Below are 22,068 nucleotides of genomic sequence, written 5' to 3'. Positions count from 1 at the left end.
CCGGCCGGGAGGCCCCGGCTCCGCGTGCGGGACGGGCGGGCTCCGCCTAGCGTGATCAGCCGGGGGATTCCGCGGTGTGCGCAGCGAGGGAGATCCGCCCCATGGCCCGTGCAGCAGGTCCCCGAGAAGCAGGAACCCGCCGGTCGCACCCCCGCGAGGGGCACCCGTCGCACCGCTGGTGGGTGCTCGGGGTGATCGGTCTCGCCCAGCTGATGGTGGTGCTCGACGCGACGATCGTGAACATCGCGCTGCCCTCCGCCCAGCAGGACCTCGGCTTCAGCGACGGCAACCGGCAGTGGATCGTCACGGCCTACGCCCTCGCCTTCGGCTCGCTGCTGCTGCTCGGCGGACGCGTCGCCGACCTGGTGGGCCGCCGGGTGGTCTTCCTGACCGGCCTCGTCGGCTTCGCGGGCGCCTCCGCGATCGGCGGCGCCGCCCCGAGCTTCGAGGTCCTGGTGCTGGCCCGCGCCCTCCAGGGCCTGTTCGGCGCGCTGCTCGCCCCGGCGGCGCTTTCCCTGCTCACCACCACGTTCACCGTGCCCAAGGAGCGGGCCAAGGCGTTCGGGATCTACGGCGCCATCGCGGGGGCGGGCGGCGCGGTGGGGCTGCTGCTCGGCGGGGTGCTCACGGAGTACCTGGACTGGCGCTGGTGCCTCTACGTCAACCTGGGCTTCGCGTTCCTCGCGTTCACCGGCGGCTGGCGGCTGCTGACCGCGGGCGCGCCCGCCGACCGGCCCCGGCTGGACATCCCGGGGACCCTGCTGGTCTCGGCCGGTCTCTTCTGCATCGTCTACGGCTTCTCGGAGGCCGAGTCGCACGCCTGGAGTTCACCGTTGACCTGGGGGTTCCTGGTGGCGGGCGCGGTGCTGGTGGCGGCGTTCGCGTGGTGGCAGACCAGGGCGGCGCATCCGCTGCTGCCGCTGCGGGTGGTGCTGGACCGGGACCGGGCGGCGTCGTTCCTCGCGATGTTCATCTCCGGCGGCGGCATGTTCGGCGTCTTCCTCTTCCTCACGTACTACCTGCAGAAGAGCCTCGGCTACTCGCCGGTCTCCACCGGGCTCGCCTTCCTGCCGATGGTCGCCTGCATGATCGCCTCGTCGGTGACGACGACGAATGTGCTGCTGCTGCGGTTCGGCGCGAAACCGATCGTCCCGACCGGGATGGGCATCGCCGCCGCCGCCATGGTGTGGCTGACCGCCCTGGACCTGGACAGCGGCTACGCCGCCCATGTGCTGCCGCCGCTGCTCTGCCTGGGCATCGGCCTGGGCGCCGTCTTCGCCACGGTGATGAACCTGGCCACCGCGGGCGTGGGGCCGCGGGACGCCGGGGTGGCCTCGGCGACGGTCAACACCAGCCAGCAGGTCGGCGGCTCCATCGGCACGGCCCTGCTGAACACCCTCGCGACCAGCGCCGCCACGAACTACCTGGTGTGCCGCAGGCCGACCCCGCCCGTCGTCGCCCGGGCCCAGCTGGAGAGCTACGCCACCGCGTACTGGTGGTCCGCGGGCTTCTTCGCCCTCGGCCTCGTCGTCACCCTGTTCCTGTACCGGCCGGGAGCGCCCCGCCCGCACCCCGTGGGGGAACCCGGACCGGCGCGGGAGTGAGGGAGGGTCAGCGCTTCGCGCCCTCGGTGAGCCGGACGAACGGGATCGACCTGCCCACCCGCCGGTAGTCCTCCGTACCGCCGTCCACCTCGAAGCCCATGTACGCGGAGAGCCGGCGGGCGACCCTGGGGTGGCGGGGCGCGTACCGTGCCATCAGCTCGCCGCCCTCCTCGGCGGTCAGCACCTGCGCGGTCACCGCGTGGAACCGGCGGCCGACCTGCACCGTGGCGTGCGGGGTGCGCTCCAGATTGCGGAACCAGTCCGCGCCGGGGCCGAAGCCGGAGGCGACGGTCCAGCAGGCCCGGCCCTCGTGGGTGCCCGCCTCCACGACCTCGATGGCGGTCCGGCGGGGGAGGCCCGAGACGCGGCCGGTGTGGACGAGCAGCAGCAGCCGGCCCCCGAAGAGCGGCCCGAGCCCCATGCGGAACATGTGGACGGGCAGCCGGAAGGCGGTGCGCCGCCAGCCGGTCGGCGGGGCCGGGCGCCGGGGAGCGGGCGAAGCCGCGGGTTCATGCGTCACTATGCAAACGTTGCACAAAACAAACGTTGGTGCCAGTGTGCGCCGCTGTCGGTCCGGTACCGGTTGGGCCGCGTTTCCGCATCGGATGACCGCGGGTTCGAGTACGCGCGCCGGGCGCGGTAGAAAGGGGCATGGCCGCGCACGGACAGGCACCCGATGACCCCCCGACCGCCCCGGACCGGGACGACGTCGACGCGGTGACGCGCGCGGTGCTGACCGCGTCGCGACTGCTGGTCGCGGTGTCCGCCCGGTCGCTCGCGGCGGTCGAGGACCGGGTGACGCTGCCCCAGTTCCGGCTGCTCGTGGTGCTCTCCACCCACGGGGAGGCCAAGCTCGTCACCCTCGCCGAGCGCCTCGGCGTGAACCCCTCGACCGCGATGCGGATGCTCGACCGGCTGATCGCGGCGGGCCTCGCCGAGCGGCAGGTCAATCCGGCCAACCGCCGCGAGACGGTGCTGCGGGTGACGCCCGAGGGCCACCGCCTGGTCGAGGAGGTCACGGCGGGCCGCCGCCGGGAGGTCGCCTCGATCGTGGAGCGCATCGCGCCCGAGCAGCGCGCCGCGCTGATCGACGCGCTGCGGGCGTTCACCGACGCGGGCGGCGAGGCGGCGGCCCCCGCGGAGGGCACCGACGCCTACCCGCTGGGCTGGGCGCCGGACCTGCCGGCGAGGGCCTGACACCACGCGGACCCGGCTGCCCGGACGCGGCGGCTGCCTACTCGGAGGCCGGACGAGGCGGCTGCCTCACTCGGGCGAGGCGGCTGCCTCACTCGGACGAGGCGGGGAGAGGCGGCTGCCTCACTCGGACGAGGCCGAGACCTCTTCCCGGGCCGGGGGGACCGGCGCGGTGCCCGTGGACGCGGCGGACGCACCGTCCTTGCCGCGCCACTTCCGGACGCGCTCGACCACCGGCTGGGTCCAGCGCGCGGTGAGCGGGCCGACGATGACCAGGATCAGGACGTACGCGGTGGCGATGGGGCCGATGCGGGGTTCCGTCGCCACGGCCAGGCCGGCGATGACGATGGAGAACTCGCCGCGCGCGACGAGCGTGCCGCCCGCCCGCCAGCGCCCGCGCGGTCCGATGCCGGCGCGCCGGGCCGCGTACCAGCCGGTGCCGATCTTCGTGAAGACGGTGACGACGGCGAGCAGCGCGGCCGGCAGCAGCACCGGCGGGATCTCGGCCGGATTGGTGGAGAGCCCGAAGAACACGAAGAAGACGGCGGCGAACAGGTCCCGCAGCGGGGTCAGCAGCTTGCGCGCGCCCTCCGCGACCTCACCGGAGAGCGCGATGCCGACGAGGAACGCGCCCACGGCGGCCGACACCTGGAGCTGCTGGGCCACGCCGGCGACCAGGACGGTCAGCCCGAGCACGACGAGCAGCAGCATCTCCGGATTGTCGGAGGAGACCGCGCGGCTGATCAGCCGGCCGTGCCGCAGCGCGAGGTAGAGCACCAGGCCGACCGTGCCGAGCGCGATCAGCAGGGCGATGCTGCCGCCGGCGAAGCCGACGCCCGCGAGCATCGCGGTGAGCAGCGGCAGGTAGACCGCCATCGACAGGTCCTCGATGACCAGCACCCCGAGGATGACCGGGGTCTCCCGGTTGCCGAGCCGTCCCAGGTCCGCGAGGACCTTCGCGATCACGCCGGAAGAGGAGATCCAGGTCACACCGGCGAGCGCGACGGCCCCGACCGGGCCCCAGCCGAGCAGCAGCGCGGCGACCGCGCCCGGGGTCGCGTTGAGCACGAAGTCCACGGCACCGGACGGGTACTGCGTCTTCAGGCTGGTCACCAGCTCGGAGGCGCTGTATTCCAGGCCGAGCAGGAGCAGCAGCAGGATGACGCCGATCTCGGCGCCGACGGCGGTGAACTCCTCACTGGCCCCGAGCGGCAGCAGCCCGCCCTCGCCGAAGGCCAGCCCGGCCAGCAGATAGAGGGGGATCGGCGAGAGCCCTATCCGGCCGGCGAACCGCCCGATGATGCCGAGTCCCAGGATGACGGAGCCGAGCTCCACCAGCAGTGCGGTCGTGTCGTGCACGGTCAGCCCTCCGCGATGATCTCGGAGAGCGTGTCGACGCCCTCGCGTGTTCCGACGGCGACGAGCGTGTCGCCGATGGCCAGCCGGAAGTCCGGCCCGGGTGACGGGTGCGCGCTGTGGGTGCGCAGCACCGCCACGATCGAGGCGCCGGTCCGGGTCCGCGCCTTGGTGTCGCCGAGCAGCCGGCCGCCGTACGGCGAGCGGGTGCCGAGCGGGATGTGCTCGGTGACCAGATCGATGCCCTCGGTCCGTACGGCGTCGATGGGCGCCGCGTCGATGAGGTGGGCGAGACCGGTCGCCTCCTGTGGAGTCAGGGGGACGGAGAGCAGGCACGAATCAGGGTCGTCCTGGTCGTAGAAGCCGATGAACCGCCGCCCGTCGTGGTGGACCACCACGGAGATGTGCTGCCCCGACTCGGTCGTGTAGTCGTACTGGACGCCGACTCCGGGCAGCGTGGTGCGGTGGGTTCCCATGGCTTCCTCCCGAGGGGCGCGGTACGCGCGAGGCACTTGGCGATCTCTTTAGGTCCGCATTACCTTATCCGGAGGTATGCGCCATCCCCGAGGGGCGGTTTCCGGCCACCGGCCCGTGACGGCCCCGGGCGCGGCACACGAATGCCCGGCCGGTTGCGCAACCGGCCGGGCACGCGGGTCGGGTCGTACGCGGGTCAGTCGCCGATCTCGATCTTCCCGTTCTTCTCGGCCGGGGCCGCCGGGGCTTCCGGAGCGACCGGCTCGGCCGGCTTCGGCACCGCGCCCTTGAGGTTCTGGAGCAGCGCGGCCAGGTCGACGCCGGTGGTGGAGGAGAGCAGCTCCATGCCCTGGGCGACGTTGTCCGTGACCGTACGGGACAGCCGGCTCGCGCCGTCCGTGGAGATCACGGTCATCTTGTCGACCGCGCTCAGCGGCTCGGCGGCCTTGGCGACGACCTGGGGCAGCACCTCGACGAGCATCTGGAGCACGGCCGCGTCGCCGTACTGCGCGAAGGCGTCGGCCTTCTTCCGCATGGCCTCGGCCTCGGCGGAACCGCGCGCCGCGATGGCGGCGGCGTCCGCCTCACCCTCGATGCGGACCGCCTCGGCGAGCGCGGAGCGGTGCAGCTTCTCGCCCTGACCGGTGAGCCGGGCGCGCTCGGCCGCCGCCTCGGCCTCCTTGACCTGGGCGATGCGGCGGGCCTCCGCCTCCTGCTCGGCCTGGTAGCGGGCGGCGTCGGCGGGCTTGCGGACCTTGGTGTCGAGCTCGCGGTCGGTCAGCGCGGCCTGGCGCTCGGCGACCTTCTCCTGCTCGGTGAGCACCTCCTGCCGGCGGGCGGCCTCGGCGAGCGGACCGGCGGCGTTGGCCTTGGCCGCGGCGGCCTCGGTCTCGACCTTGATCTCGGCCTGCTTCAGATAGAACGTCCGCTCGGCGATCGCGATCTCCTCGGCCGCCTTCAGCCGGGCCTGCTCCGAGGCGCGGCGGGCGATGGCCTCCGCGATGTCGGCCTCCTGCTTGGCGCGTGCGGCCTCGGGGCGGCCCAGGTCCTCCAGGTAGGAGCCCTCGGTGGTGATGTCCTGGATCTGGAAGGCGTCCAGGATCAGGCCCTGGCCGGACAGGCTCGCCTCGGCCTCCTCCGCCACCTGGCTCGCGAACGCGGCGCGGTCGCGGATGATGTCCTCCACAGACATCCGGCCGACGATGGCGCGCAGCGCGCCGGACAGCACCTCCTGGGTGAAGCCGACGATGCCGTCCTGCTGGCGCAGGAAGCGCTGGGCGGCGGCCCGGATGGTGTCCTCGCTGCCCCCGACCTTGACGATCGCGACGCCTTCGAGATGAGCCTTGATGCCGCGCAGGGTGACGGCGCCGCGCACGGCGACCGGGATCTGCCGGCTGGACAGGTCCAGGGTGAACTTCTGCTGGACGAACGGCACGACGAAGACGCCGCCGCCGACGACGACCTTCTGGCCGCTGTTGTCGATGCTGGTCCGGCCGGTCACCGGGTCGACGGACTTCTTGCCCCGGCGGCCGGTGATGATGAACGCCTGACTGGGGCCGGCCACCTTGTAACGGGTGATCACGGCGAGGGCGAGCAGGAAGAGGAGTACGACGACTCCGACGATCGCGATCATTACGGGACTCATGCGGTTTCCCCCTCTGCCTCCTGACGGGGGCAGTCGTGAGACGAGCGGTGATGGGGCCGGGCGTACCGGTCAGCGTTCGACCGGACGGACCGACACCGACGTGCTGGAGAGCGACGCCTCGACCCAGACCTCGGCGCCGCGCGCGACCGGCACGGTGCTCCTCGCGGACAGCTTCACGAGCTGGCCCCCGAGGCGGAGCAGGACCTCGCCGTAGCCGTCGGCCGGGATCGCGGTGACCACCGACCCCGACGTGCCGACCAGGTCCTCGTTGCGCGGTGTCGCGTCGGTCTGGTCCCGCATCAGGGCGCGGCTGAACCTCCAGGTCAGCAGGGCGGCGACCAGTCCGGCCGCGACCCCCGCCACGGTGGCGACGAGGGTGCCCGCACCGGTCGTGCCCAGCACGATGGCGCCGCCGAAGCCGAGCATCGAGAGGAAGCCCGCGATCACCGGAAGGGAGACGAGCCCGCTGAACAGGCCCTCCAGCAGGCCCCCGAAAAGGCCCTCCAGAATCCCGTCGAAGATCAGCGACAGAGCGAGCAGGGCGATCCCCGCGATGCCGAGACCCAGGAACAAGGTCATCCGATCACCCCTCCCGGCCCCGCCGCCCCCTGCGCTGCTTCTCCGTCGAACTGGCTGGATGGTCGCATACGTTCCCCCGAAGCGACATTGCAGGAATCCGGCAGTCTTTTACGTGCTCTTGATGCCGGACAATTGGCCGGACAGGGTGTCCAGGGACTGGAACGTCGCCCCCAGCAGCGCCACGTGCTTCCACCGCAGCACCCCCTCCGCGTCGATCAGGAAGACGGCGCGCCGCACCCCGATCCCGGGCGCCGCGACGCCGAAGGCCCGGGCGGTCTCCCGGCCCGGGTCCGCCAGCAGCGGCATGCGCAGCCCATGGGCGCGGGCGAACGACTCATGGCTGTCCACGTCCTGCGGACTGATCCCCCACACCGTGGCGTCGAGCGCCTCGAAGGCCTCCCTGCCCGAGGAGTACGAACACAACTGCCTCGTGCACACGGTGGTGTTGTCGCCCGGGTAGAAGGCGAGGACCAGGGCCCGCCCGCGCGCGTCCGCGAGCGAGTAGTCGCGCCGCTCGAAGGCGTCCCCGCCGAGGACGCCGCCCGCGAGGGTGAAGTCCGGTACCGGCGATCCGAGTTGCGGTGACGATCCCATGGGGTGCCCTTCGGTGTGCCGCGCCCGGGCGGCGTTCGTGCCGCCCGTGTCGCGTACAGCATGCCTCCGTCACAGGGGACGCCCAGCCACCGAGGGCGGTTCCGGCTCGGTGAGGAACAGTCCGAGGAGCACGGCCGGCACGGGGAGGGCGCAGAGGATGGTGGACACACCCTGCGGTCCGTACGCCTCCGCCGCCGCGCCCAGCGCCGGGGTGATCACGCCCCCGACGCTGACGGCGAGGCCCAGCGTGACCCCGGCCGCCGTGCCCGGACGCCCCGGCAGGCAGCCCTCCCCGCACCGGGCGGTATGGATTCCCGCCGGTGTCGTCCACGCGCACTGCGGATACGGGCCGACCGGGCTGCGGGCGGTCAGCTTCGCCCCGGCCGGCAATCCGCTCCGGCTCGACCGGCCGGCCGTCCTCGCCGTCACCCCGCTGCCGCGCGGGGCCGTCGCCTGCCTGATCGACGACACCGTGCTCACCGGCGACGCGCGCCGCCGGCGCGACGTGGTGCACCACGCGCTGACCCTGCTCGCGGCGGGCACCCCGTAGGCGGTGCTGCGGATGCGGGAGCGGGCGGGGCGACCGAGGATGAAGGGCCGGGCAGCAGGCGGCCCGCGCCCTGTCTCAGGAGGTTCGTCTTGCCGGTGCACGCCGACCATCCGCCGTCCATCGACGTCACGGCGCTCGCCGCCGTGCTCGACGGCACGACGGCGGGCGTGGCCGTGTTCGACACCGAGCTGCGCTATCTGTACGTCAACCCGTCCCTCGTACGCCACAACGGCATCCCGCCCGCCGCCCACATCGGCCGCCGCCCCAGCGAGGTCATGCCCGACATCGACGCCCGCGAGGACCTGATGCGCGCCGTGCTCGCCGACGGCCGGGCCCGCGAGGTCACCTCCAGCGGCCGGCTGCCCGCCGAGTCCGGGACCGCCCGGGTCTACTGGCACGGGGCCTACCACCGCCTGGAGGCGGACGGCCGGGTCGCCGGCGTCGTCGGGATCGTGCTGGAGGTCATGGCCGACGACGAACAGCGCCGGCTCGCCCAGGCCCAGCGCCACCTCTCCCTCCTCGACAGCGCGAACACCCGCATCGGCACCACGCTCGACATGGACACCACCTGCGCCGAGCTGGCCGACCTCGTCGTCCCCGGTCTCGCCGACGTCGCCACCGTCGAGGTCTTCCCGCCGGACGTCGCCCCGCCGGTGCGCCCCGCACCGCCCGACGTGGTCCGGCTGCGCCGTGCGGCCATGTCGGCGGTACGCGCGCTGAGCCGTGGCGTCGCCCGGTTCGGGGTGGCCGGCGACTACATCGACTACCAGGAGGAGGCCGCCGTACCGCGCTGCCTGGCGACCGGTCAGCCCGTCGTCGAGGACCTCACCGACACCGAGCGGCTGAGCCGCGCCGCGCCCAGCCCGGAGCGCGTCGACGCCTACCGGGAGCTCGGACTGCACTCGGCGGTCGCCGTGCCGATCGCGGTGCGCGGGGCCCCGATCGGCGTGCTCGGGCTGCTCCGGGCCGGCGGCTCGCCCGTCTTCTCGGACGACGACGTGGTGGTGGCCCGGGAGCTCGCCGGGCGGGCCGCCGTCCATCTCGACCACGCCCGCCGCTTCACCCACGAGCACACCATCGCCCTGGAGCTCCAGCGCTCCCTGCTCTCCGAGCCCCGGCCGCCCCACCCGCACATCGAGATCGCCACCCGCTATCTGCCGGCCGACCGCAGCGTCCTGGTGGGCGGCGACTGGTTCGACGTCATCCCGCTGCCCGACGGGCGCCACCTGAAGGCGATGGGCGACGTCATGGGGCACGGCGTCGAGGCGGCCGTCGCGATGAGCCACTACCGCTCGCTGCTGCGCCTCCTCGCCGACGAGGAACTGCCCCCGCACCGCATCCTGGAACAGCTGGACCGGATGGTGGAGCGGTCCGGGATCGACCGGGCCGCCACCTGCCTGCTCGCCGTGGTGGACGCGGACGGCGGGCAGTGCGAGGTGGCGAGCGCGGGCCACCTGCCGCCGGTCTTCCTCGACCCGGGCCCGGCGGGCACCCGGATCTGCGACGTACCGGCGGCCCCGCCGCTCGGCACCGGATTCGGCGGTTATCGGTCCACCGTGGTGGAAGGGGGCCCGGACACGGTGCTGTTCATGTACACCGACGGGCTCGTGGAGCGGCGCGGCGAGGACATCGACACGTGCGTCGCCCGGCTGGGGGAGCTGACCCTGCCGGACGACGGCGACCTGGAGACCTTCCTGGACCGGGTGCTCGAACGCTTCGGACCCAACGCCGAGGACGACATCGCGGTCATGGCCTCGCGGGCCCGGGACGGCCGGGACGCCGCCGCCCCGGGGCCCTGAGCCGGATCACACGAACAGGAACGCCGCTGCCGTCGCCGCGCCCAGCGCCGTCCCCGCCGTGACCTGGCCGGCCGTGTGGTAGCCCAGGGCCACCCGCGACCAGGAGACGGCGGCGGCCATCGCGTACCCGAGGAGCCACCACGGCGAGTGGACGGCGGCGAGCAGGGCGACCACGGCCGAGGCCACGGAGGCGTCCACGGAGATCTTCCACACCGTGTTGACCGCGAGCAGCACGACGGTCATCGCCCACAGCGCGAGCATCGCGGCCAGGATGCCGGCGGGCGCCCCGCCCAGCACCATGACCGCCGAACCGGCGCCGATGGAGCCCAGGATCACGAAGAAGATCGGCGCCCGCTTGGTGCGGTCCACGACATGCCGGTCGCCCCAGGTGCCGCGCCCCCGCTCCCACTCGATGTACCCGGCGGGCACGATCCCGGCGCACAGCGCGCCGAGCAGCCCCCAGGGGATTCCGGTCCAGTCCCCGGCCGCCGCGAGGCCGATGGCGAGCATGCCGACGAGCAGCAGGTTGCGGGGCTGGAGGACGTCGGTGACCCGCCGCGCGAGGGCGTGGTCGGGGGCGGCCGTGGGGTCGGTGGTGTCGGTGGTGTCGGTGGCGGTCATGCCGGCTGCTCCTTGCCCGTCGCGTCACATGTGTCGAGGACCTGGCGGGCCCGCTCCGGCGTGACCGTGCGATACGCCGCCGCGACCCGGACCAGCCAGGCGACCTCGCCGTCCTGGTCGGTGGCGTGCTGGGCGGAGACGGCCGCCGCCTCGCCGGCCGGTGCCCCGCCGGCCCGGGCGATCAGGGCCGCCTTGATCCAGTACGCGTCGGCGAGCGGTGAGCCGGAACCGGCCCCGGCGGCGGCCTCCGCGGCGGGCAGCAGGGTGTCCGGCACGTAGTGGCGCAGCTTCTCGACCGCGTCCGCGATGTCCGCCGTCCAGCGGTCCACGCGCAGGTCGGCGGGCGTGTCGAAGCGCGTCAGCTCCCGCGCCAACGGGCGCGGCGGCTCGAAGGGCTGGTCCGGGAAGGCGGTCATCAGCTCGTACCAGAGGCCGTGCAGCCGGGCCTGCGCCCGCCAGAGCTTGGCGCGGCGGCGGACGTTGCCCAGGGCGGGGATGGAGGCGCCGACCGCGAAGAAGAGGAAGAGGACGACCTGGGCGGCCTCGGTGGCCTTGTCGAAGCCCAGGGCGAAGGACTCGCTCGGCCGGTCCACGACGCTGGCCCAGAGGAACAGCGTCCGGCTGACGGTGTACCCGACGCCGATGAACATGGCGAACGTCATCATCCCGAGCCCGACGCGCAGATGGCGCATCCGGGCGCTCCCGGTGGCCAGCGCCCACTGGTACGCGCAGACGGCGGACGCGGCGCCGAGGTAGAGGTAGAAGACGCTCATGTACAGCGTGGCGCCCCACTGCCCGGCGTGGTCGGCGACGAAGCGGTCCGAGGGCGTGGAGCGGTCGACCACGGTGAAGAAGAGCACGGTGAGCAGCACCAGCGTGGCGACCGACGCCTTGGCCGCGATCCGCTGGACGAGCCGGGCGAACCGTACGTGCCGGGGGACGGCGCCCTCGTCCGCGTACCGGCCGTAGATCGCCACGATGTAGCTGAGAATGGCCAGGATCGCGACGGTCGCGGTGTAGTGCTTGATGAGGACCGCCAGGTCGGTCACCGGGCTGTCGTTGAGCCCGACGCGCACGAACCGGGTCTTCGTCCAGAGCGCCAGCGCGAATCCCGCGTAACACCCCCAGAGCGCCCGGCGGCGCCGGTCCTCCTCGTCGCCCCACAGGGCGGCCGGCATGCGCCACAGGGCGACGGCTGTCATCAGGCCGGCCACGAGATAGCCGGCGAGGTCGAGCGGGGTCACGGCGGAAGTCCTCGGGAGTGGGGGGAAGTGCGGTCGGGCGGTACGGAGGCTACGTACGCCGGAACAGGCCGCCGCGGCGGTGGGCGACCGGACGCGAGAGCGAGTTGGCGAGCCGCCCCACCATGTCATCACTCGTGATGTCCCGGGCCATCCGGGGGATCAGTGAGGCACCGAATTCGGCCATGCGTTCGTCATGGGTGTCGTACTGCGCGCGTGCCTGCACGGCGTCCGGGGCGAGCACCGCGTCCGGGCCGACCATCCGGGAGATGAGCGAGGTGTCGAAGACGGGCATCAGCCGCTGGAGCTGCTCGGCGTCGAGGGAGGTGCCGTGGTCGAACCACTCGTGGCACAGCTCGTGCAGGATGACGTGCTGGGTCTGGTACGCGGTGGGGCGCCTGCGGTACAGCACGAAGCTGGTGTCCCCGGTCTTCAGGCGCAGCCCGCAGGCGGCGTTGACGCGCGCCAGCCGGTCGGGCATCTCGTGCAGCACGATGGTCCGGCCCCGGGCCGCCTCCATGTTGGCCACCAGGCCGGGTATGGAGAACGGGGAGGGCAGCGGCAGCTCCGCGAGCCCTTCCTCGCACTCCCTCCGCAACTTCCGCATGGACATGGCTCAGCCCTGCTGTCCGCCACCGGCCGGGGGCGTGCGCTCCTCGGCGTCCCGCAGCAGGGACATCGCGAACCGCAGCAGCTCCGGCGGCAGTCCGTCCTCGTCGATGCCGCGCCCGGCGAGCCCGCTGATCTCCCCCGTCCGCCGTTTGGCGAGGAACTGGAGCCCGGCCACGACGTCGTCCACGACCTCGGACTCCTCCTTGAAGAACCGCCAGTCCACGCCGAAGCCCAGGCCGAGCGCCTTCAGGATCTCCTCGGACGGCTGGGTCACCTTGCCGGCCAGGATGTTGGAGAAGTAGCTGTGGGAGAGCGATCCGCCGCGCTCCTTGACCAGGTCGGCGAAGAACCGCCCCGAGATCCTGCGGCCGGGAAAGGTCTTCTCGACCATGTACTCGACCTTCTGGCGCAGCGTCCGCAGCTCCGGCGCGCGCTCTACGCCGTTGTCCATCCGGCCCCCACGTTCACGTCCGCCGCAGACCCCTGTCCGGCCCCGGGCGGCGCTCGATTCGGTCAACGGGCTCGTACTGTAACGAACCGCGGACCGCGGCCTTCCGGTCGGGCCGCCGAAGCGGGCAGGAAGCGGAAGAATCTGATCCGGTGCCCGGAGCGGGCTTGCGCAAACACTCTACGTCACTGTTAACTCGAAAAAACATGGGCAGGGGGCCACGAGGGGAGTCCCTTGCCCGTGAAGACTCCGGTGCGCGCCGCCGCTTCGCGTGCCCGCAAAGGGGTGTAGCCCTTCACGACGGGGGATGCGTGAAGGGCTACCCGCACATTATGGCCCCTCCTGGGGCAGTCATCAACTGACCGGCCGGTCAGTGTCCTTGTCCGGGCCGGTTTTACGGGCCCGGCGGGCCGCGCCCGCCCCGGTTACCATCGGAAAAGAGCCGCGGGCCGCCGCGCATCCCCAGACGAAAAGGTTCCGCTTGAGCCGCGACCGCACCCCCCGCTCCTCCGACCGCTCCGCCCGCTCCCGTGGCCAGGGCGCCGCGGGCTCCCGCGCGGGCGGCGGCTTCCGCACCCGGGGCGCCGGCCGCTCCGGAGCCCCCGACCGCCGCTTCGGCGGCAAGGGCCGGCGGCCCGTCGCGCGGCAGGGGGAGTACGAGCTGCCGCGGACCGTCACCCCGGCGCTGCCCCCCGTCGCGGCCTTCGCCGACCTGGACCTGCCCGACGCCGTGCTGGCGGCGCTCACCGCACAGGGCGTCACCGAGCCGTTCCCGATCCAGGCGGCCACCCTGCCGAACTCGCTGGCCGGGCGCGATGTGCTGGGCCGGGGACGCACCGGTTCCGGGAAGACCCTCGCCTTCGGCCTGGCGGTGCTGGCGCGCACGGCGGGACACCGCGCGGAGGCCCGGCACCCGCGCGCCCTGATCCTGGTCCCCACCCGGGAGCTGGCCCAGCAGGTGACCGCCGCGCTGACCCCGTACGCGAAGCCGCTGCGGGTGCGCCTGGCGACCGTCGTCGGCGGGATGTCGATCGGCCGCCAGACGGCGGCGCTGCGCGGCGGCACCGAGGTCGTCGTCGCCACGCCGGGCCGCCTCAAGGACCTCATCGAGCGCGGCGACTGCGTCCTGGACCGGGTCGAGGTGACGGTGCTGGACGAGGCGGACCAGATGGCCGACATGGGGTTCATGCCCCAGGTCACTCAGCTGCTGCACCAGATCCCGGTGGGCGGCCAGCGCATGCTGTTCTCGGCGACCCTGGACCGCGACGTCGATCTGCTCGTCCGCCGCTATCTGAACGACCCGGTCGTCCACTCGGTGGACCCGGCCGCGGGCGCGGTGACGACGATGGAGCACCACGTGCTCTACGTACGGCCCTCCGACAAGTTCGCCGCCACGACGCAGATCGCGGCGCGCGACGGCCGGGTGCTGATGTTCCTGGACACCAAGCACGCCGTGGACGAGCTGACCGCCCATCTCCTCAACAGCGGAGTCCGGGCGGCAGCCCTGCACGGCGGGAAGTCGCAGCCGGAGCGCAACCGCACCCTGGAACGCTTCAAGACCGGGCACGTCACGGTCCTGGTGGCCACCAACGTCGCGGCGCGCGGCATCCACATCGACGACCTGGACCTCGTCGTCAACGTCGATCCGCCCGCCGACCACAAGGACTACCTGCACCGGGGCGGCCGGACCGCCCGGGCCGGGGCGTCCGGCAGCGTCGTCACGCTCGTGCTGCCCAGCCAGCGCCGCGACATGACCCGGCTGATGGCCGACGCGGGCATCACCCCGCGGATCGCGGAGGTCCGCTCCGGCGGCGAGGAGCTGAGCCGCATCACCGGCGCGCGAGCCCCCTCCGGGGTGCCCGTCACCATCACCGCGCCGCCCTCGGAGCGCCGGGTCAGGCCCAGAGGGCCTCGGCGAGCGTGACGCCCGCGAAGGCCGCGCCGAGGCCCACGACGACGCTGAGCACGACGTTGGCCGCCGCCTGGAGGCCGGCCCCGTCCTCCGCGAGCCGCAGCGTCTCGTAGCTGAAGGTGGAGTACGTGGACAGCGCCCCGCACAGCCCGGTCCCGAGCAGCAGCTGAAGGTGCGGGGAGGCCGCCCCGGCCGCCGCCGCGCCGGTCAGCGTGCCCAGGATCAGGCAGCCGGCCGTGTTGACGGTGAACGTCCCCCACGGGAAGACGGTGTCGGTGCGGGACCGCACCGCCCGGTCGGTCAGATAGCGCAGCGGAGCGCCGACCGCCGCACCGGCGATCACGAGCAGCCAGTTCACTCCGCATCCCCCTGTGTCCCCGGGCTCCGTGCGAGCGTGCGGGCGGCCGGTGTCCCCGGGCCGCCGCCGGTCAGCCCGGCGGCCTCCGGCAGGAGCGCCCGTACGCTCCCCTCCGCGTCCACGATCACCGCCGCCGCCGGCCGGTCCTCGCCCCGGGACGGCAGCCGCCGGGTGCGGATCACCGCGGAGGCGCCGCGGCCCCCGGTGTCCCGGAGGACGCCGGCGCCGCCCGGCCCGGTCAGCCGCGGCCCCGGTCCGGTCACGGGTGTCGTCATGCCTGCCTCCACGCCAGTACGCGGCGCGTCAGCCGCACCGCGCCCCACACCGCCGCGAGGGCCGCGAGCGGCGTCACTCCGAGGTAGACCAGTCCCGTCCCGGTCCGGCCGCCCGCCACCAGCTGCCGGACGTCCACCGCGTAGGTCGAGAAGGTGGTGAAGCCGCCGAGGACCCCGGTCCCGAAGAACGGCCTCACCAGCCGGTGCGCCGCCCACACCTCACCGACCACCACCATGAACACCCCGATGACCGCGCAGCCGGTCACATTGACGGCGAAGGTCGTCCAGGGGAAGCCGCCGGCCGCGGCGGGCCAGAGCAGCGAGGCGCCGTAGCGGGCGGAGGCGCCGGCCGCGCCGCCGAGCGCGACCGCGGCGACGACGGCGGTCTGCGGGGTCTTGGTGAGGGTGCCGGGCATACGTCTCCTACCTGCCGGGGCGCCCGCCGGTCACGGGCGCGCGTCTGCGCAAGTAGGGACCGTTGGCGGCGCGTGACGCGTCCGCGGTTCGGGTACGGCGGGCCCCACCGCCGCGCAGCGGCCGTGACCGGTCCGCCGCTCCCCCAGGATATCGCCGGAGGGGGCCGCTCCGGACACGGCCCTGGGCTGTTCCCCGTCCGGGGCGGTTTCACCCGATCGGCCACCTCATCTGCGGGCCGGGCGGGAAAGCCGCAGGGTGGAGCCATGTGGCCCCACCGAATATGGCTGGGTGCCGCGGTCCTCCCGCTGGCTCTGCTGGTCCCGCGGGACGCCCCGGTGCCCCACGTCCTGGCCGAGCCGCCCGCCGCCCCCCGCACGTGGGCGGTGGCCGCGCCGCAGCCGGTGATCGTCAGCCGGACCGCCTGGCACGCGGACGAGTCCATCGTCCGGGAGCGCGCCGCCTACACGGGCGCCGTCCGCGCGGTCTTCGTCCACCACACGGGCGAGACCAGCGACTACGCGTGCGCGCAGGCCCCGGAGCTGATCCGGAACGTCGAGGAGGCCCACATCAAGGGCCGCGGCTGGGACGACATCGGCTACAACTTCCTGGTCGACCGGTGCGGCACGATCTACGAGGGCCGGGCCGGGGGCATCACGCGCTCGGTGCGCGGCGCCCACACCACCGGCTTCAACGCGGACAGCGTGGGGATCGCGGTGCTCGGCGACTACCGCGACGGCGAGAGGGTCCCGGCCCCCGTGGTCCGGGCGCTGGCCTCGATCGCGGCCTGGAAGCTGCGGCCGGGCGAGGACCCGCGCGGCAAGGTGAGGCTGCGCTCGACCAATGACGCGAGCCGCTACCCCAAGGGCGAGGTGGCCGTGCTGAACGTCATCTCCGGCCACCGCGACACGTACCAGACCCGCTGCCCCGGCCAGGCGCTCTACGACGAGCTGCCGGAGATCCGGTCGATGGCGGCGGCCATGCGCGCGGCGGCCGGACGCGAGGGCGAGACGGACACGGAAGACGCGGGCAATATGCACTAGTGCGTAAATCACTTGACGCTAGTACGTACGAGGGTAGGGTGGCGGGCATGACCGCCACGCCACCCGGCCCCGTGACCCTGACCGGCCGCCACGTTCGCCTCGAACCGCTCGCCCACGCCCACCTGGACGACCTCTTCGCCGCCGGCGGGGACGACGACGAGGTGTGGCGCTGGCTGCGTCCGACGCCCCGCACCTCCGAGGCGCTGGGGGCCACCCTCTCCGCCCTGCTCGCGGACCCGTCGTACGTCCCGTTCGCCGTCGTCCACCGGGAGACCGGGCGGGCGGTCGGCTGGACGGCGTACATGGACATCGACGTGGCGAACGAGCGCCTGGAGATCGGCTGGACCTGGTACGGCCGTGCCTACTGGCGCTCGGCGGTCAACACGGAGACCAAGCTGCTCCTGCTCGCCCACGCCTTCGAGGACCTGGGCATGGGCCGCGTCCAGCTGAAGACCGACCACCTCAACGACCGCTCCCGGAAGGCGATAGCCCGCCTCGGCGCCCGCCAGGAGGGCGTCCATCGCCGCCACCGCCGCCGCCCGGACGGCAGTTGGCGCGACACGGTGTACTTCTCGCTGCTCGCGGACGAGTGGCCGCAGGCGAAGGCGCGCCTGGCGGCGCGGCTCTGACCACGACCCGGGGGCTTGTCCACCGACCGGTGGACGCCGAGTTCCACCGGTCGAGGCTGCCGGGCGCACCCCCCTCCGAAACAGCATGGAGGGCATGAGACTTCGACCCGTACACCTGGCCCGGTGGAGCGCCCGGCACCCCTGGCGCGCGATCACCGGATGGTTCCTCTTCGTCCTCCTCTGCCTCGGCGCCGGCATCGCGGCGGGCTCCAACGCGGCCACCACGGAAGACTTCTGGGTCGGCGAGGCCGGTCACGCCGAGTCGATGGCCACCGACGCCGGGCTCCAGCGCCGGCCCACCGAACACATCCTGATCCGGTCCGCCTCCGGCCCCCTGGACACCGCCCGGGCGGCCGAGGCGGCCCGCGAACTCACCGCCCGCATGCGCGCCCTGGACGAGGTGCGCGACGTGGCGGCCCCGGTCGCCTCGAAGGACGGCACCGCCCTGCGGGTGAGCGTCGTCATGGAGGGCCCCGAGCTGGACGGCAGGAAGAACGTCGTCCCGCTCCTCGCCGAGACCGCCGAGGTGGCCGGTGCCCACCCGGAGCTCGTCGTGGAGGAGACCGGCTCGCCGGCCATCAGCAAGGGCGTCAACGACCAGCGCGGCGACGACCTCGCGCTCTCCGAACGGCTCTCCCTGCCGGTCACGCTCGTCATCCTGCTGGCCGTCTTCGGCTCGGCGGTCATGGCCGGGGTGCCGCTGCTCCTCGCGCTCTCCTCGATCGCCGCGGCCATGGGCCTGTCCATGCTGGCCTCGCACCTGCTGCCCGACCCGGGCGTCGGCACCAACATGCTCCTGCTCATGGGCCTCGCGGTCGGTGTCGACTACACCCTCTTCTACCTCAAGCGCGAACGCGAGGAACGGGCCCGCGCGGGCGGCCGGCTCGGCCCGGAGGCGCTGGTGGAACTCGCGTCGGCGACCGCCGGCCGGGCCGTGGTGGTCTCCGGGCTCGCGGTGATCGTCTGCACCGCGACCCTCTACCTCGCCACGGACGTCATCTTCTCCTCGCTGGCCACCGGCACGATCCTGGTCGTCGCCGCGGCCGTGCTCAGCTCGCTCACCGTGCTCCCCGCCCTGCTGGTCAAGCTGGGCCACCGCGCCGAGCGCCGCGCCGCGAACAAGGCCGCCCGGCGCGCGAAGCGCGGTGCCCCGGCCGCCACCAAGCCCCCGAAGCCCGAGAACGGCCGGATCTTCACCGCCCTCCTGCGCCCCGCCCGGCGCCACCCCGCGGCCACCCTGTGCGCCTCGGTCCTGGTCATGCTCGCCGTCGCCGCGCCCGCCCTGGGCCTCAAGCTCGTCGACCCCGGCAAGGACACCTTCTCCCGCTCGATCCCGGCCATGCGGGTGTACGACCGGCTGACCGCGGCCTACCCCGAACTCCTCGTGAAACACGAGGTGGTGACCCGTACGACCCCCGGCCGGGCGCCCGAGGCCAGGGCGGCGCTGGCCGAACTCGGCCGGCGCGCCCAGGCCGACCCGCTCTTCGCCCGCACCGGAAAGCCCGTCCTCCGCACCTCCGCCGACGGCCGCGTCACCGTGCTCGAACTGGCCGTGCCGCACCCCGCGCCCTCCGACGAGGCCATCGCCTCCCTGGACCACCTGCGCGACCGCTACATCCCCGCCACCGTCGGCAGGCTGACCGGCGCCGACACGGCGGTCAGCGGTGACGTGGCACGCGGGCAGGACTACGTGCACCACGAACGCGGCAAGCTGCCGCTGGTCATCGGCTTCCTGCTGCTGTTCACCTTCATCACCACCGCGGTCGCCTTCCGCTCGGCGGTCATCGGCCTGATCGGCGTCGCCCTCAACCTGCTCTCGGCCGCCGCCGCGCTCGGCGCGCTCGTCCTGGTCTTCCAGGGCACCTGGGCCGAAGGGCTGCTGGACTTCGACTCGCTCGGCGCCATCGCCTCCCGCGTACCGCTCTTCCTCTTCGTCCTGCTCTTCGGGCTCTCGATGGACTACCAGGTCTTCGTCGTCAGCCGGATCAGGGAGGCCATGGACCACGGCATGACCGCCCGGGAAGCCGTCCTCGAAGGCATCGCCCGCTCGGCGAAGGTCGTCACGAGCGCCGCCCTCGTCATGGTCACCATCTTCGCGGCCTTCGTCTTCCTGCACCTCACGGAGATGAAGCAGATGGGCTTCTGCCTCGCGGTCGCCGTCCTCCTGGACGCCGTGGTGATCCGGATGATGATCCTGCCGTCGCTCCTGCTGCTCCTCGGCGAGCGCGCCTGGCCCCGGAAGCGTCACGCCACCGTCGTCGCCGAACCCCTCCCCGTAGGCTGACCGGCATGCTTCAACGGCCCCAACGCGGCGACCCGCTCTGGATCTGGGTGCTCCACGGCTGGGAGGCCCTGTCCTGGGGCCTCGTCGCCCTCGTCACCCTGGTCACGATGGCGGGCGGGTCGCCCGGGGACCGGAAGCTCGGCATCCTCGCCCTGACCCTCCTCATCGCCGCCTGTTACGCGCGGGTGCGGCTGCGCCCCGAAAGCCGGGTGCCGGGCCCGTACGGCTATCTGTCGGTGCTCGCCGCGGGGCTCGGGCTCCTCGCCCACCTGGGCGACGGGTTCGGAGCCCTCTACACCGTGATGCTCGCCCAGTTCATCGTCTTCGTGGACAGCCCCCGGGGCGCCGTCCTCTTCGCGGGGCTCGGCGCGCTGGGGATCACGGTCGGCGGGAGCCTCAGGGAGGGCGGGCGGCCGGAGGACTTCCTCCACAACGCCCTCTCCTCGCTCCCCGTCTGGGCGGTCGCCGTCCTGATGGCCGTACTCACCCCCAGGGCCCTGGCCCAGCGCGACGAACGGGCGGCCCTGCGCGCCGAGTTGCAGAGCACCCAGCTCGAACTGGCCGAGAGCCAGAAGCGCCGGGGCGCGGCCGAGGAGCGCGAACGCCTGGCCCGGGAGATCCACGACACCCTCGCCCAGGGCTTCGCGTCGATCATCGTGCTCGCCGAGGCGGCCAGGGCCCAGCTCGCCGCGGACCCGGCACGCAGTGCCCAGCAGCTGCAGTCCATCGAGCAGACGGCCCGGGAGAACCTGGCCGAGGCCCGGGTCCTCGTCGGGTCCGCCCCCAGCAGCGGGGTCGCCGCGGGGTCCGTCGCCGCGACGCTCCGCCGCACGCTGGACCGCTTCACCGAGGACACCGGCCTCACGGTCACCGCCGAACTCGCGGACATCGACTGCGACCAGCCGACCCGGGTCGCCCTGCTCCGCTGCACCCAGGAGTCCCTGGCCAACATACGCAAGCACGCCGCCGCCACCACCGTGGGCGTCGTCCTCACCGCCCACCCCGGCGGCGCCGAGCTGGAGATCACCGACGACGGGCGCGGATTCGTGGTGGCGGAGTCCCGGGGCTTCGGCCTGGACGGCATGCGCCGGCGCCTCGCCGAGTTCGGCGGCGGGCTCACGGTCACCAGCTCCCTCGGCGACGGCACCCGCGTCCTCGCCACCATCCCGCTGCACGAGAGGCCCCAGGTGCCATGACGCCCACCCCCGCGCCCCTGCGCATCATCCTGGCCGACGACCACACCGTGATGCGTGCGGGGCTGGTCGCCCTGCTCGGCTCCGAACCGTCGCTCGACATCGTCGGCGAGGCGAGCGACGGCCGCGAGGCGGTCGCCCTGGTCGAGCGCCTCCGCCCGGACGTGGCCCTGCTCGACCTGCGCATGCCGGTCCTCGACGGCGTCGGCGCCACCACGGAGATCGTCGCGGGCCCCGCCCCGACCCGGGTGCTGATCCTCACCACGTACGACACCGACGCGGACATCGAACGCGGCGTGGAGGCGGGCGCCACCGGCTACCTGCTCAAGGACGCCACCCGGGAGCAGCTGGTGGACGCCATCCACGCCGCCTCACGCGGCGAGACGGTCCTGGCCCCGCGCGTCGCCCAGCGCCTGGTCGCCAAGATGCGGCGCCCGGCCCCGGTCGCCCTGACCGCCCGCGAGTCGGACGTCCTGGAAGCGGTCGCGGACGGCCTGTCGAACGCGGAGATAGGCCGCCGGCTGTTCATCGGCGAAGCCACGGTGAAGACGCACCTGCTCCGCATCTTCGCCAAACTGGACGTCAACGACCGCACCCGCGCGGTGGTGGTGGCCCTGGACACGGGCCTGCTGAACCGCCGCTGACGGGCCTGGGCGCCCACGGCATAGCGTTCGGCAAGGCTGTTTGGGCGGGGGTGAGGGCGCCGTGATCGCGTCGCGTCGCCCGGCGTCCGGCGAGGACGGGTGCGCTGGGACGCGCAGTAGCCGTCCCCGGTGAAGTGGGCGAGCCGGTACGCCCGGGGCCTGGGGTGTGCACGGCGTCTCGTTCGGCAAGGCCGTACAGGCGGAGGCGCGGGCGCCGGCGAGGACGGGTGCGCTGGGACGCGCAGTAGCCGTTCCCCGGTGAGGCGGGCGGGCCGGTACGCCCGGGGCCTGGGGTGTGCACGGCGTCTCGTTCGGCAAGGCCGTTTGGGCGGGGGTGAGGGCGCCGTGATCGCGTCGCGTCGCCCGGCGTCCGGCGAGGACGGGTGCGCTGGGACGCGCAGTAGCCGTTCCCCGGTGAAGTGGGCGAGCCGGTACGCCCGGGGCCTGGGGTGTGCACGGCGTCCCGTCCGGCAAGGCCGTATGGGCGGAGGCGCGGGCGGAGGCGCGGGCGTCGGCGAGGACGGGTGCGCTGGGACGCGCAGTAGCCGTCGCCCGTGAAGTGGGCGAGCCGGTACGCCCGGGGCCTGGGGCGTGCACGG

23 protein-coding genes are annotated in these 22,068 nt (G+C 73.7%); 10 read left to right on the top strand and 13 right to left on the bottom strand.

Going from position 1 to position 22,068, the window contains the following annotated elements:
- The first annotated feature begins 101 nt into the window (after positions 1–101).
- On the top strand, positions 102–1,604 hold the full coding sequence (locus FKN01_RS24145; RefSeq protein WP_260697001.1) for an MFS transporter: 1,503 nt from the start codon (positions 102–104) through the stop codon (positions 1,602–1,604).
- A gap of 7 nt (positions 1,605–1,611) precedes the next feature.
- Here the strand turns inward: FKN01_RS24145 and FKN01_RS24140 are convergent, their stop codons facing one another.
- Positions 1,612–2,124 (bottom strand): nitroreductase family deazaflavin-dependent oxidoreductase, encoded by a 513-nt coding sequence (locus FKN01_RS24140; protein WP_143623999.1) that lies wholly within the window; start codon positions 2,122–2,124, stop codon positions 1,612–1,614.
- 131 nt (positions 2,125–2,255) lie between these two features.
- Between FKN01_RS24140 and FKN01_RS24135 the strand changes: the two genes are divergently transcribed.
- On the top strand, positions 2,256–2,801 hold the full coding sequence (locus FKN01_RS24135) for a MarR family winged helix-turn-helix transcriptional regulator (RefSeq protein ID WP_143623997.1): 546 nt from the start codon (positions 2,256–2,258) through the stop codon (positions 2,799–2,801).
- 120 nt (positions 2,802–2,921) lie between these two features.
- On the opposite strand, the gene FKN01_RS24130 is transcribed toward FKN01_RS24135, so the two are convergent.
- From FKN01_RS24130 to FKN01_RS24110, 5 genes are all read right to left on the bottom strand, one after another.
- Entirely contained in the window at positions 2,922–4,157 is a 1,236-nt protein-coding gene (locus FKN01_RS24130; RefSeq protein ID WP_143623995.1) for a cation:proton antiporter, read from the bottom strand.
- Positions 4,158–4,159: 2 nt separating this feature from the next.
- Positions 4,160–4,630 (bottom strand): cation:proton antiporter regulatory subunit, encoded by a 471-nt coding sequence (locus tag FKN01_RS24125; RefSeq protein WP_124719734.1) that lies wholly within the window; start codon positions 4,628–4,630, stop codon positions 4,160–4,162.
- A 194-nt stretch (positions 4,631–4,824) separates the two neighbouring features.
- The gene (locus FKN01_RS24120) at positions 4,825–6,273 is read right to left on the bottom strand and encodes a flotillin family protein (protein WP_185992965.1); all 1,449 of its coding nucleotides are present in this window, start codon (positions 6,271–6,273) and stop codon (positions 4,825–4,827) included.
- 69 nt (positions 6,274–6,342) lie between these two features.
- On the bottom strand, positions 6,343–6,852 hold the full coding sequence (locus FKN01_RS24115) for an NfeD family protein (protein ID WP_143623994.1): 510 nt from the start codon (positions 6,850–6,852) through the stop codon (positions 6,343–6,345).
- Between the two features lie 108 nt (positions 6,853–6,960).
- Positions 6,961–7,446, bottom strand: a complete 486-nt coding sequence (locus tag FKN01_RS24110; RefSeq protein ID WP_143623992.1) for a peroxiredoxin — start codon at positions 7,444–7,446, stop codon at positions 6,961–6,963.
- A gap of 157 nt (positions 7,447–7,603) precedes the next feature.
- On the opposite strand from FKN01_RS24110, the gene FKN01_RS33375 reads away from it, so the two are divergent.
- Both FKN01_RS33375 and FKN01_RS24095 read left to right on the top strand, forming a co-directional pair.
- The gene (locus FKN01_RS33375) at positions 7,604–7,996 is read left to right on the top strand and encodes a hypothetical protein (protein ID WP_260697000.1); all 393 of its coding nucleotides are present in this window, start codon (positions 7,604–7,606) and stop codon (positions 7,994–7,996) included.
- Positions 7,997–8,085: 89 nt separating this feature from the next.
- Positions 8,086–9,795: a SpoIIE family protein phosphatase gene (locus tag FKN01_RS24095; RefSeq protein WP_143623990.1), complete on the top strand. Its 1,710-nt coding sequence runs from the start codon at positions 8,086–8,088 to the stop codon at positions 9,793–9,795.
- A 6-nt stretch (positions 9,796–9,801) separates the two neighbouring features.
- Here the strand turns inward: FKN01_RS24095 and FKN01_RS24090 are convergent, their stop codons facing one another.
- Genes FKN01_RS24090 through FKN01_RS24075 form a run of 4 tightly spaced genes read right to left on the bottom strand, consistent with a single transcriptional unit; the run spans position 9,802 to position 12,720 of the window.
- On the bottom strand, positions 9,802–10,416 hold the full coding sequence (locus tag FKN01_RS24090) for a hypothetical protein (protein ID WP_143623988.1): 615 nt from the start codon (positions 10,414–10,416) through the stop codon (positions 9,802–9,804).
- Positions 10,413–11,660 carry an MAB_1171c family putative transporter gene (locus FKN01_RS24085; protein WP_143623986.1) on the bottom strand — a complete coding sequence of 416 codons (1,248 nt, stop codon included), beginning with the start codon at positions 11,658–11,660 and terminating at the stop codon, positions 10,413–10,415. The genes FKN01_RS24090 and FKN01_RS24085 overlap by 4 nt, the downstream gene beginning before the upstream one ends.
- Positions 11,661–11,709: 49 nt before the next feature.
- On the bottom strand, positions 11,710–12,270 hold the full coding sequence (locus FKN01_RS24080; RefSeq protein ID WP_143623984.1) for a toxin: 561 nt from the start codon (positions 12,268–12,270) through the stop codon (positions 11,710–11,712).
- 3 nt (positions 12,271–12,273) lie between these two features.
- A complete protein-coding gene (locus FKN01_RS24075; RefSeq protein WP_143623982.1) occupies positions 12,274–12,720 on the bottom strand; it encodes a hypothetical protein in 447 nt (148 codons plus the stop codon).
- 478 nt (positions 12,721–13,198) lie between these two features.
- Here FKN01_RS24075 and FKN01_RS24070 point away from each other — a divergent pair, with 478 nt between their 5' ends.
- Positions 13,199–14,641, top strand: coding sequence for a DEAD/DEAH box helicase (locus FKN01_RS24070; protein ID WP_143623980.1), 1,443 nt, complete (start codon positions 13,199–13,201; stop codon positions 14,639–14,641).
- Here the strand turns inward: FKN01_RS24070 and crcB are convergent.
- The 3 genes from crcB to FKN01_RS24055 are packed head-to-tail and all read right to left on the bottom strand — an operon-like array spanning position 14,613 to position 15,678.
- Positions 14,613–14,987, bottom strand: coding sequence for a fluoride efflux transporter CrcB (crcB, locus tag FKN01_RS24065; protein ID WP_143623978.1), 375 nt, complete (start codon positions 14,985–14,987; stop codon positions 14,613–14,615). The two genes, FKN01_RS24070 and crcB, sit on opposite strands and share 29 nt — an antisense overlap.
- Complete coding sequence (locus FKN01_RS24060) at positions 14,984–15,262, bottom strand: DUF190 domain-containing protein (RefSeq protein ID WP_143623976.1); 279 nt, start codon at positions 15,260–15,262, stop codon at positions 14,984–14,986. The genes crcB and FKN01_RS24060 overlap by 4 nt, the downstream gene beginning before the upstream one ends.
- On the bottom strand, positions 15,259–15,678 hold the full coding sequence (locus FKN01_RS24055; protein WP_143623974.1) for a CrcB family protein: 420 nt from the start codon (positions 15,676–15,678) through the stop codon (positions 15,259–15,261). Before FKN01_RS24055 ends, FKN01_RS24060 begins: the two co-directional genes overlap by 4 nt.
- A gap of 264 nt (positions 15,679–15,942) precedes the next feature.
- Between FKN01_RS24055 and FKN01_RS24050 the strand changes: the two genes are divergently transcribed.
- The 5 genes from FKN01_RS24050 (at position 15,943) to FKN01_RS24030 (ending at position 21,469) form a co-directional block, all read left to right on the top strand.
- Complete coding sequence (locus FKN01_RS24050; RefSeq protein WP_143623972.1) at positions 15,943–16,719, top strand: N-acetylmuramoyl-L-alanine amidase; 777 nt, start codon at positions 15,943–15,945, stop codon at positions 16,717–16,719.
- A 47-nt stretch (positions 16,720–16,766) separates the two neighbouring features.
- Positions 16,767–17,348, top strand: coding sequence for a GNAT family N-acetyltransferase (locus FKN01_RS24045; RefSeq protein WP_143623970.1), 582 nt, complete (start codon positions 16,767–16,769; stop codon positions 17,346–17,348).
- 94 nt (positions 17,349–17,442) lie between these two features.
- Positions 17,443–19,632: an MMPL family transporter gene (locus FKN01_RS24040; protein ID WP_143623968.1), complete on the top strand. Its 2,190-nt coding sequence runs from the start codon at positions 17,443–17,445 to the stop codon at positions 19,630–19,632.
- Positions 19,633–19,637: 5 nt separating this feature from the next.
- Positions 19,638–20,828 carry a sensor histidine kinase gene (locus tag FKN01_RS24035; RefSeq protein ID WP_143623966.1) on the top strand — a complete coding sequence of 397 codons (1,191 nt, stop codon included), beginning with the start codon at positions 19,638–19,640 and terminating at the stop codon, positions 20,826–20,828.
- Entirely contained in the window at positions 20,825–21,469 is a 645-nt protein-coding gene (locus FKN01_RS24030; RefSeq protein ID WP_143623964.1) for a response regulator transcription factor, read from the top strand. Before FKN01_RS24035 ends, FKN01_RS24030 begins: the two co-directional genes overlap by 4 nt.
- The last annotated feature ends 599 nt before the right edge of the window (positions 21,470–22,068 follow it).

This window comes from Streptomyces sp. 130, assembly GCF_007096885.1.
GTDB lineage: Bacteria > Actinomycetota > Actinomycetes > Streptomycetales > Streptomycetaceae > Streptomyces.
Note: the sequence above shows the minus strand (reverse complement) of the source record. Positions and strands in the feature narration are given on the sequence as shown.

Coding starts and splice junctions, on each gene's coding strand:
- FKN01_RS24145 (WP_260697001.1), top strand. CDS start 102: ATGGCCCGTGCAGCAGGTCCCCGAGAAGCAGGAACCCGCCGGTCGCAC.
- FKN01_RS24135 (WP_143623997.1), top strand. CDS start 2,256: ATGGCCGCGCACGGACAGGCACCCGATGACCCCCCGACCGCCCCGGAC.
- FKN01_RS24125 (WP_124719734.1), bottom strand. CDS start 4,630: ATGGGAACCCACCGCACCACGCTGCCCGGAGTCGGCGTCCAGTACGAC.
- FKN01_RS24120 (WP_185992965.1), bottom strand. CDS start 6,273: ATGAGTCCCGTAATGATCGCGATCGTCGGAGTCGTCGTACTCCTCTTC.
- FKN01_RS24115 (WP_143623994.1), bottom strand. CDS start 6,852: ATGACCTTGTTCCTGGGTCTCGGCATCGCGGGGATCGCCCTGCTCGCT.
- FKN01_RS24110 (WP_143623992.1), bottom strand. CDS start 7,446: ATGGGATCGTCACCGCAACTCGGATCGCCGGTACCGGACTTCACCCTC.
- FKN01_RS33375 (WP_260697000.1), top strand. CDS start 7,604: ATGGTGGACACACCCTGCGGTCCGTACGCCTCCGCCGCCGCGCCCAGC.
- FKN01_RS24090 (WP_143623988.1), bottom strand. CDS start 10,416: ATGACCGCCACCGACACCACCGACACCACCGACCCCACGGCCGCCCCC.
- FKN01_RS24080 (WP_143623984.1), bottom strand. CDS start 12,270: ATGTCCATGCGGAAGTTGCGGAGGGAGTGCGAGGAAGGGCTCGCGGAG.
- FKN01_RS24075 (WP_143623982.1), bottom strand. CDS start 12,720: ATGGACAACGGCGTAGAGCGCGCGCCGGAGCTGCGGACGCTGCGCCAG.
- FKN01_RS24060 (WP_143623976.1), bottom strand. CDS start 15,262: ATGACGACACCCGTGACCGGACCGGGGCCGCGGCTGACCGGGCCGGGC.
- FKN01_RS24055 (WP_143623974.1), bottom strand. CDS start 15,678: ATGCCCGGCACCCTCACCAAGACCCCGCAGACCGCCGTCGTCGCCGCG.
- FKN01_RS24050 (WP_143623972.1), top strand. CDS start 15,943: ATGTGGCCCCACCGAATATGGCTGGGTGCCGCGGTCCTCCCGCTGGCT.
- FKN01_RS24045 (WP_143623970.1), top strand. CDS start 16,767: ATGACCGCCACGCCACCCGGCCCCGTGACCCTGACCGGCCGCCACGTT.
- FKN01_RS24040 (WP_143623968.1), top strand. CDS start 17,443: ATGAGACTTCGACCCGTACACCTGGCCCGGTGGAGCGCCCGGCACCCC.
- FKN01_RS24035 (WP_143623966.1), top strand. CDS start 19,638: ATGCTTCAACGGCCCCAACGCGGCGACCCGCTCTGGATCTGGGTGCTC.
- FKN01_RS24030 (WP_143623964.1), top strand. CDS start 20,825: ATGACGCCCACCCCCGCGCCCCTGCGCATCATCCTGGCCGACGACCAC.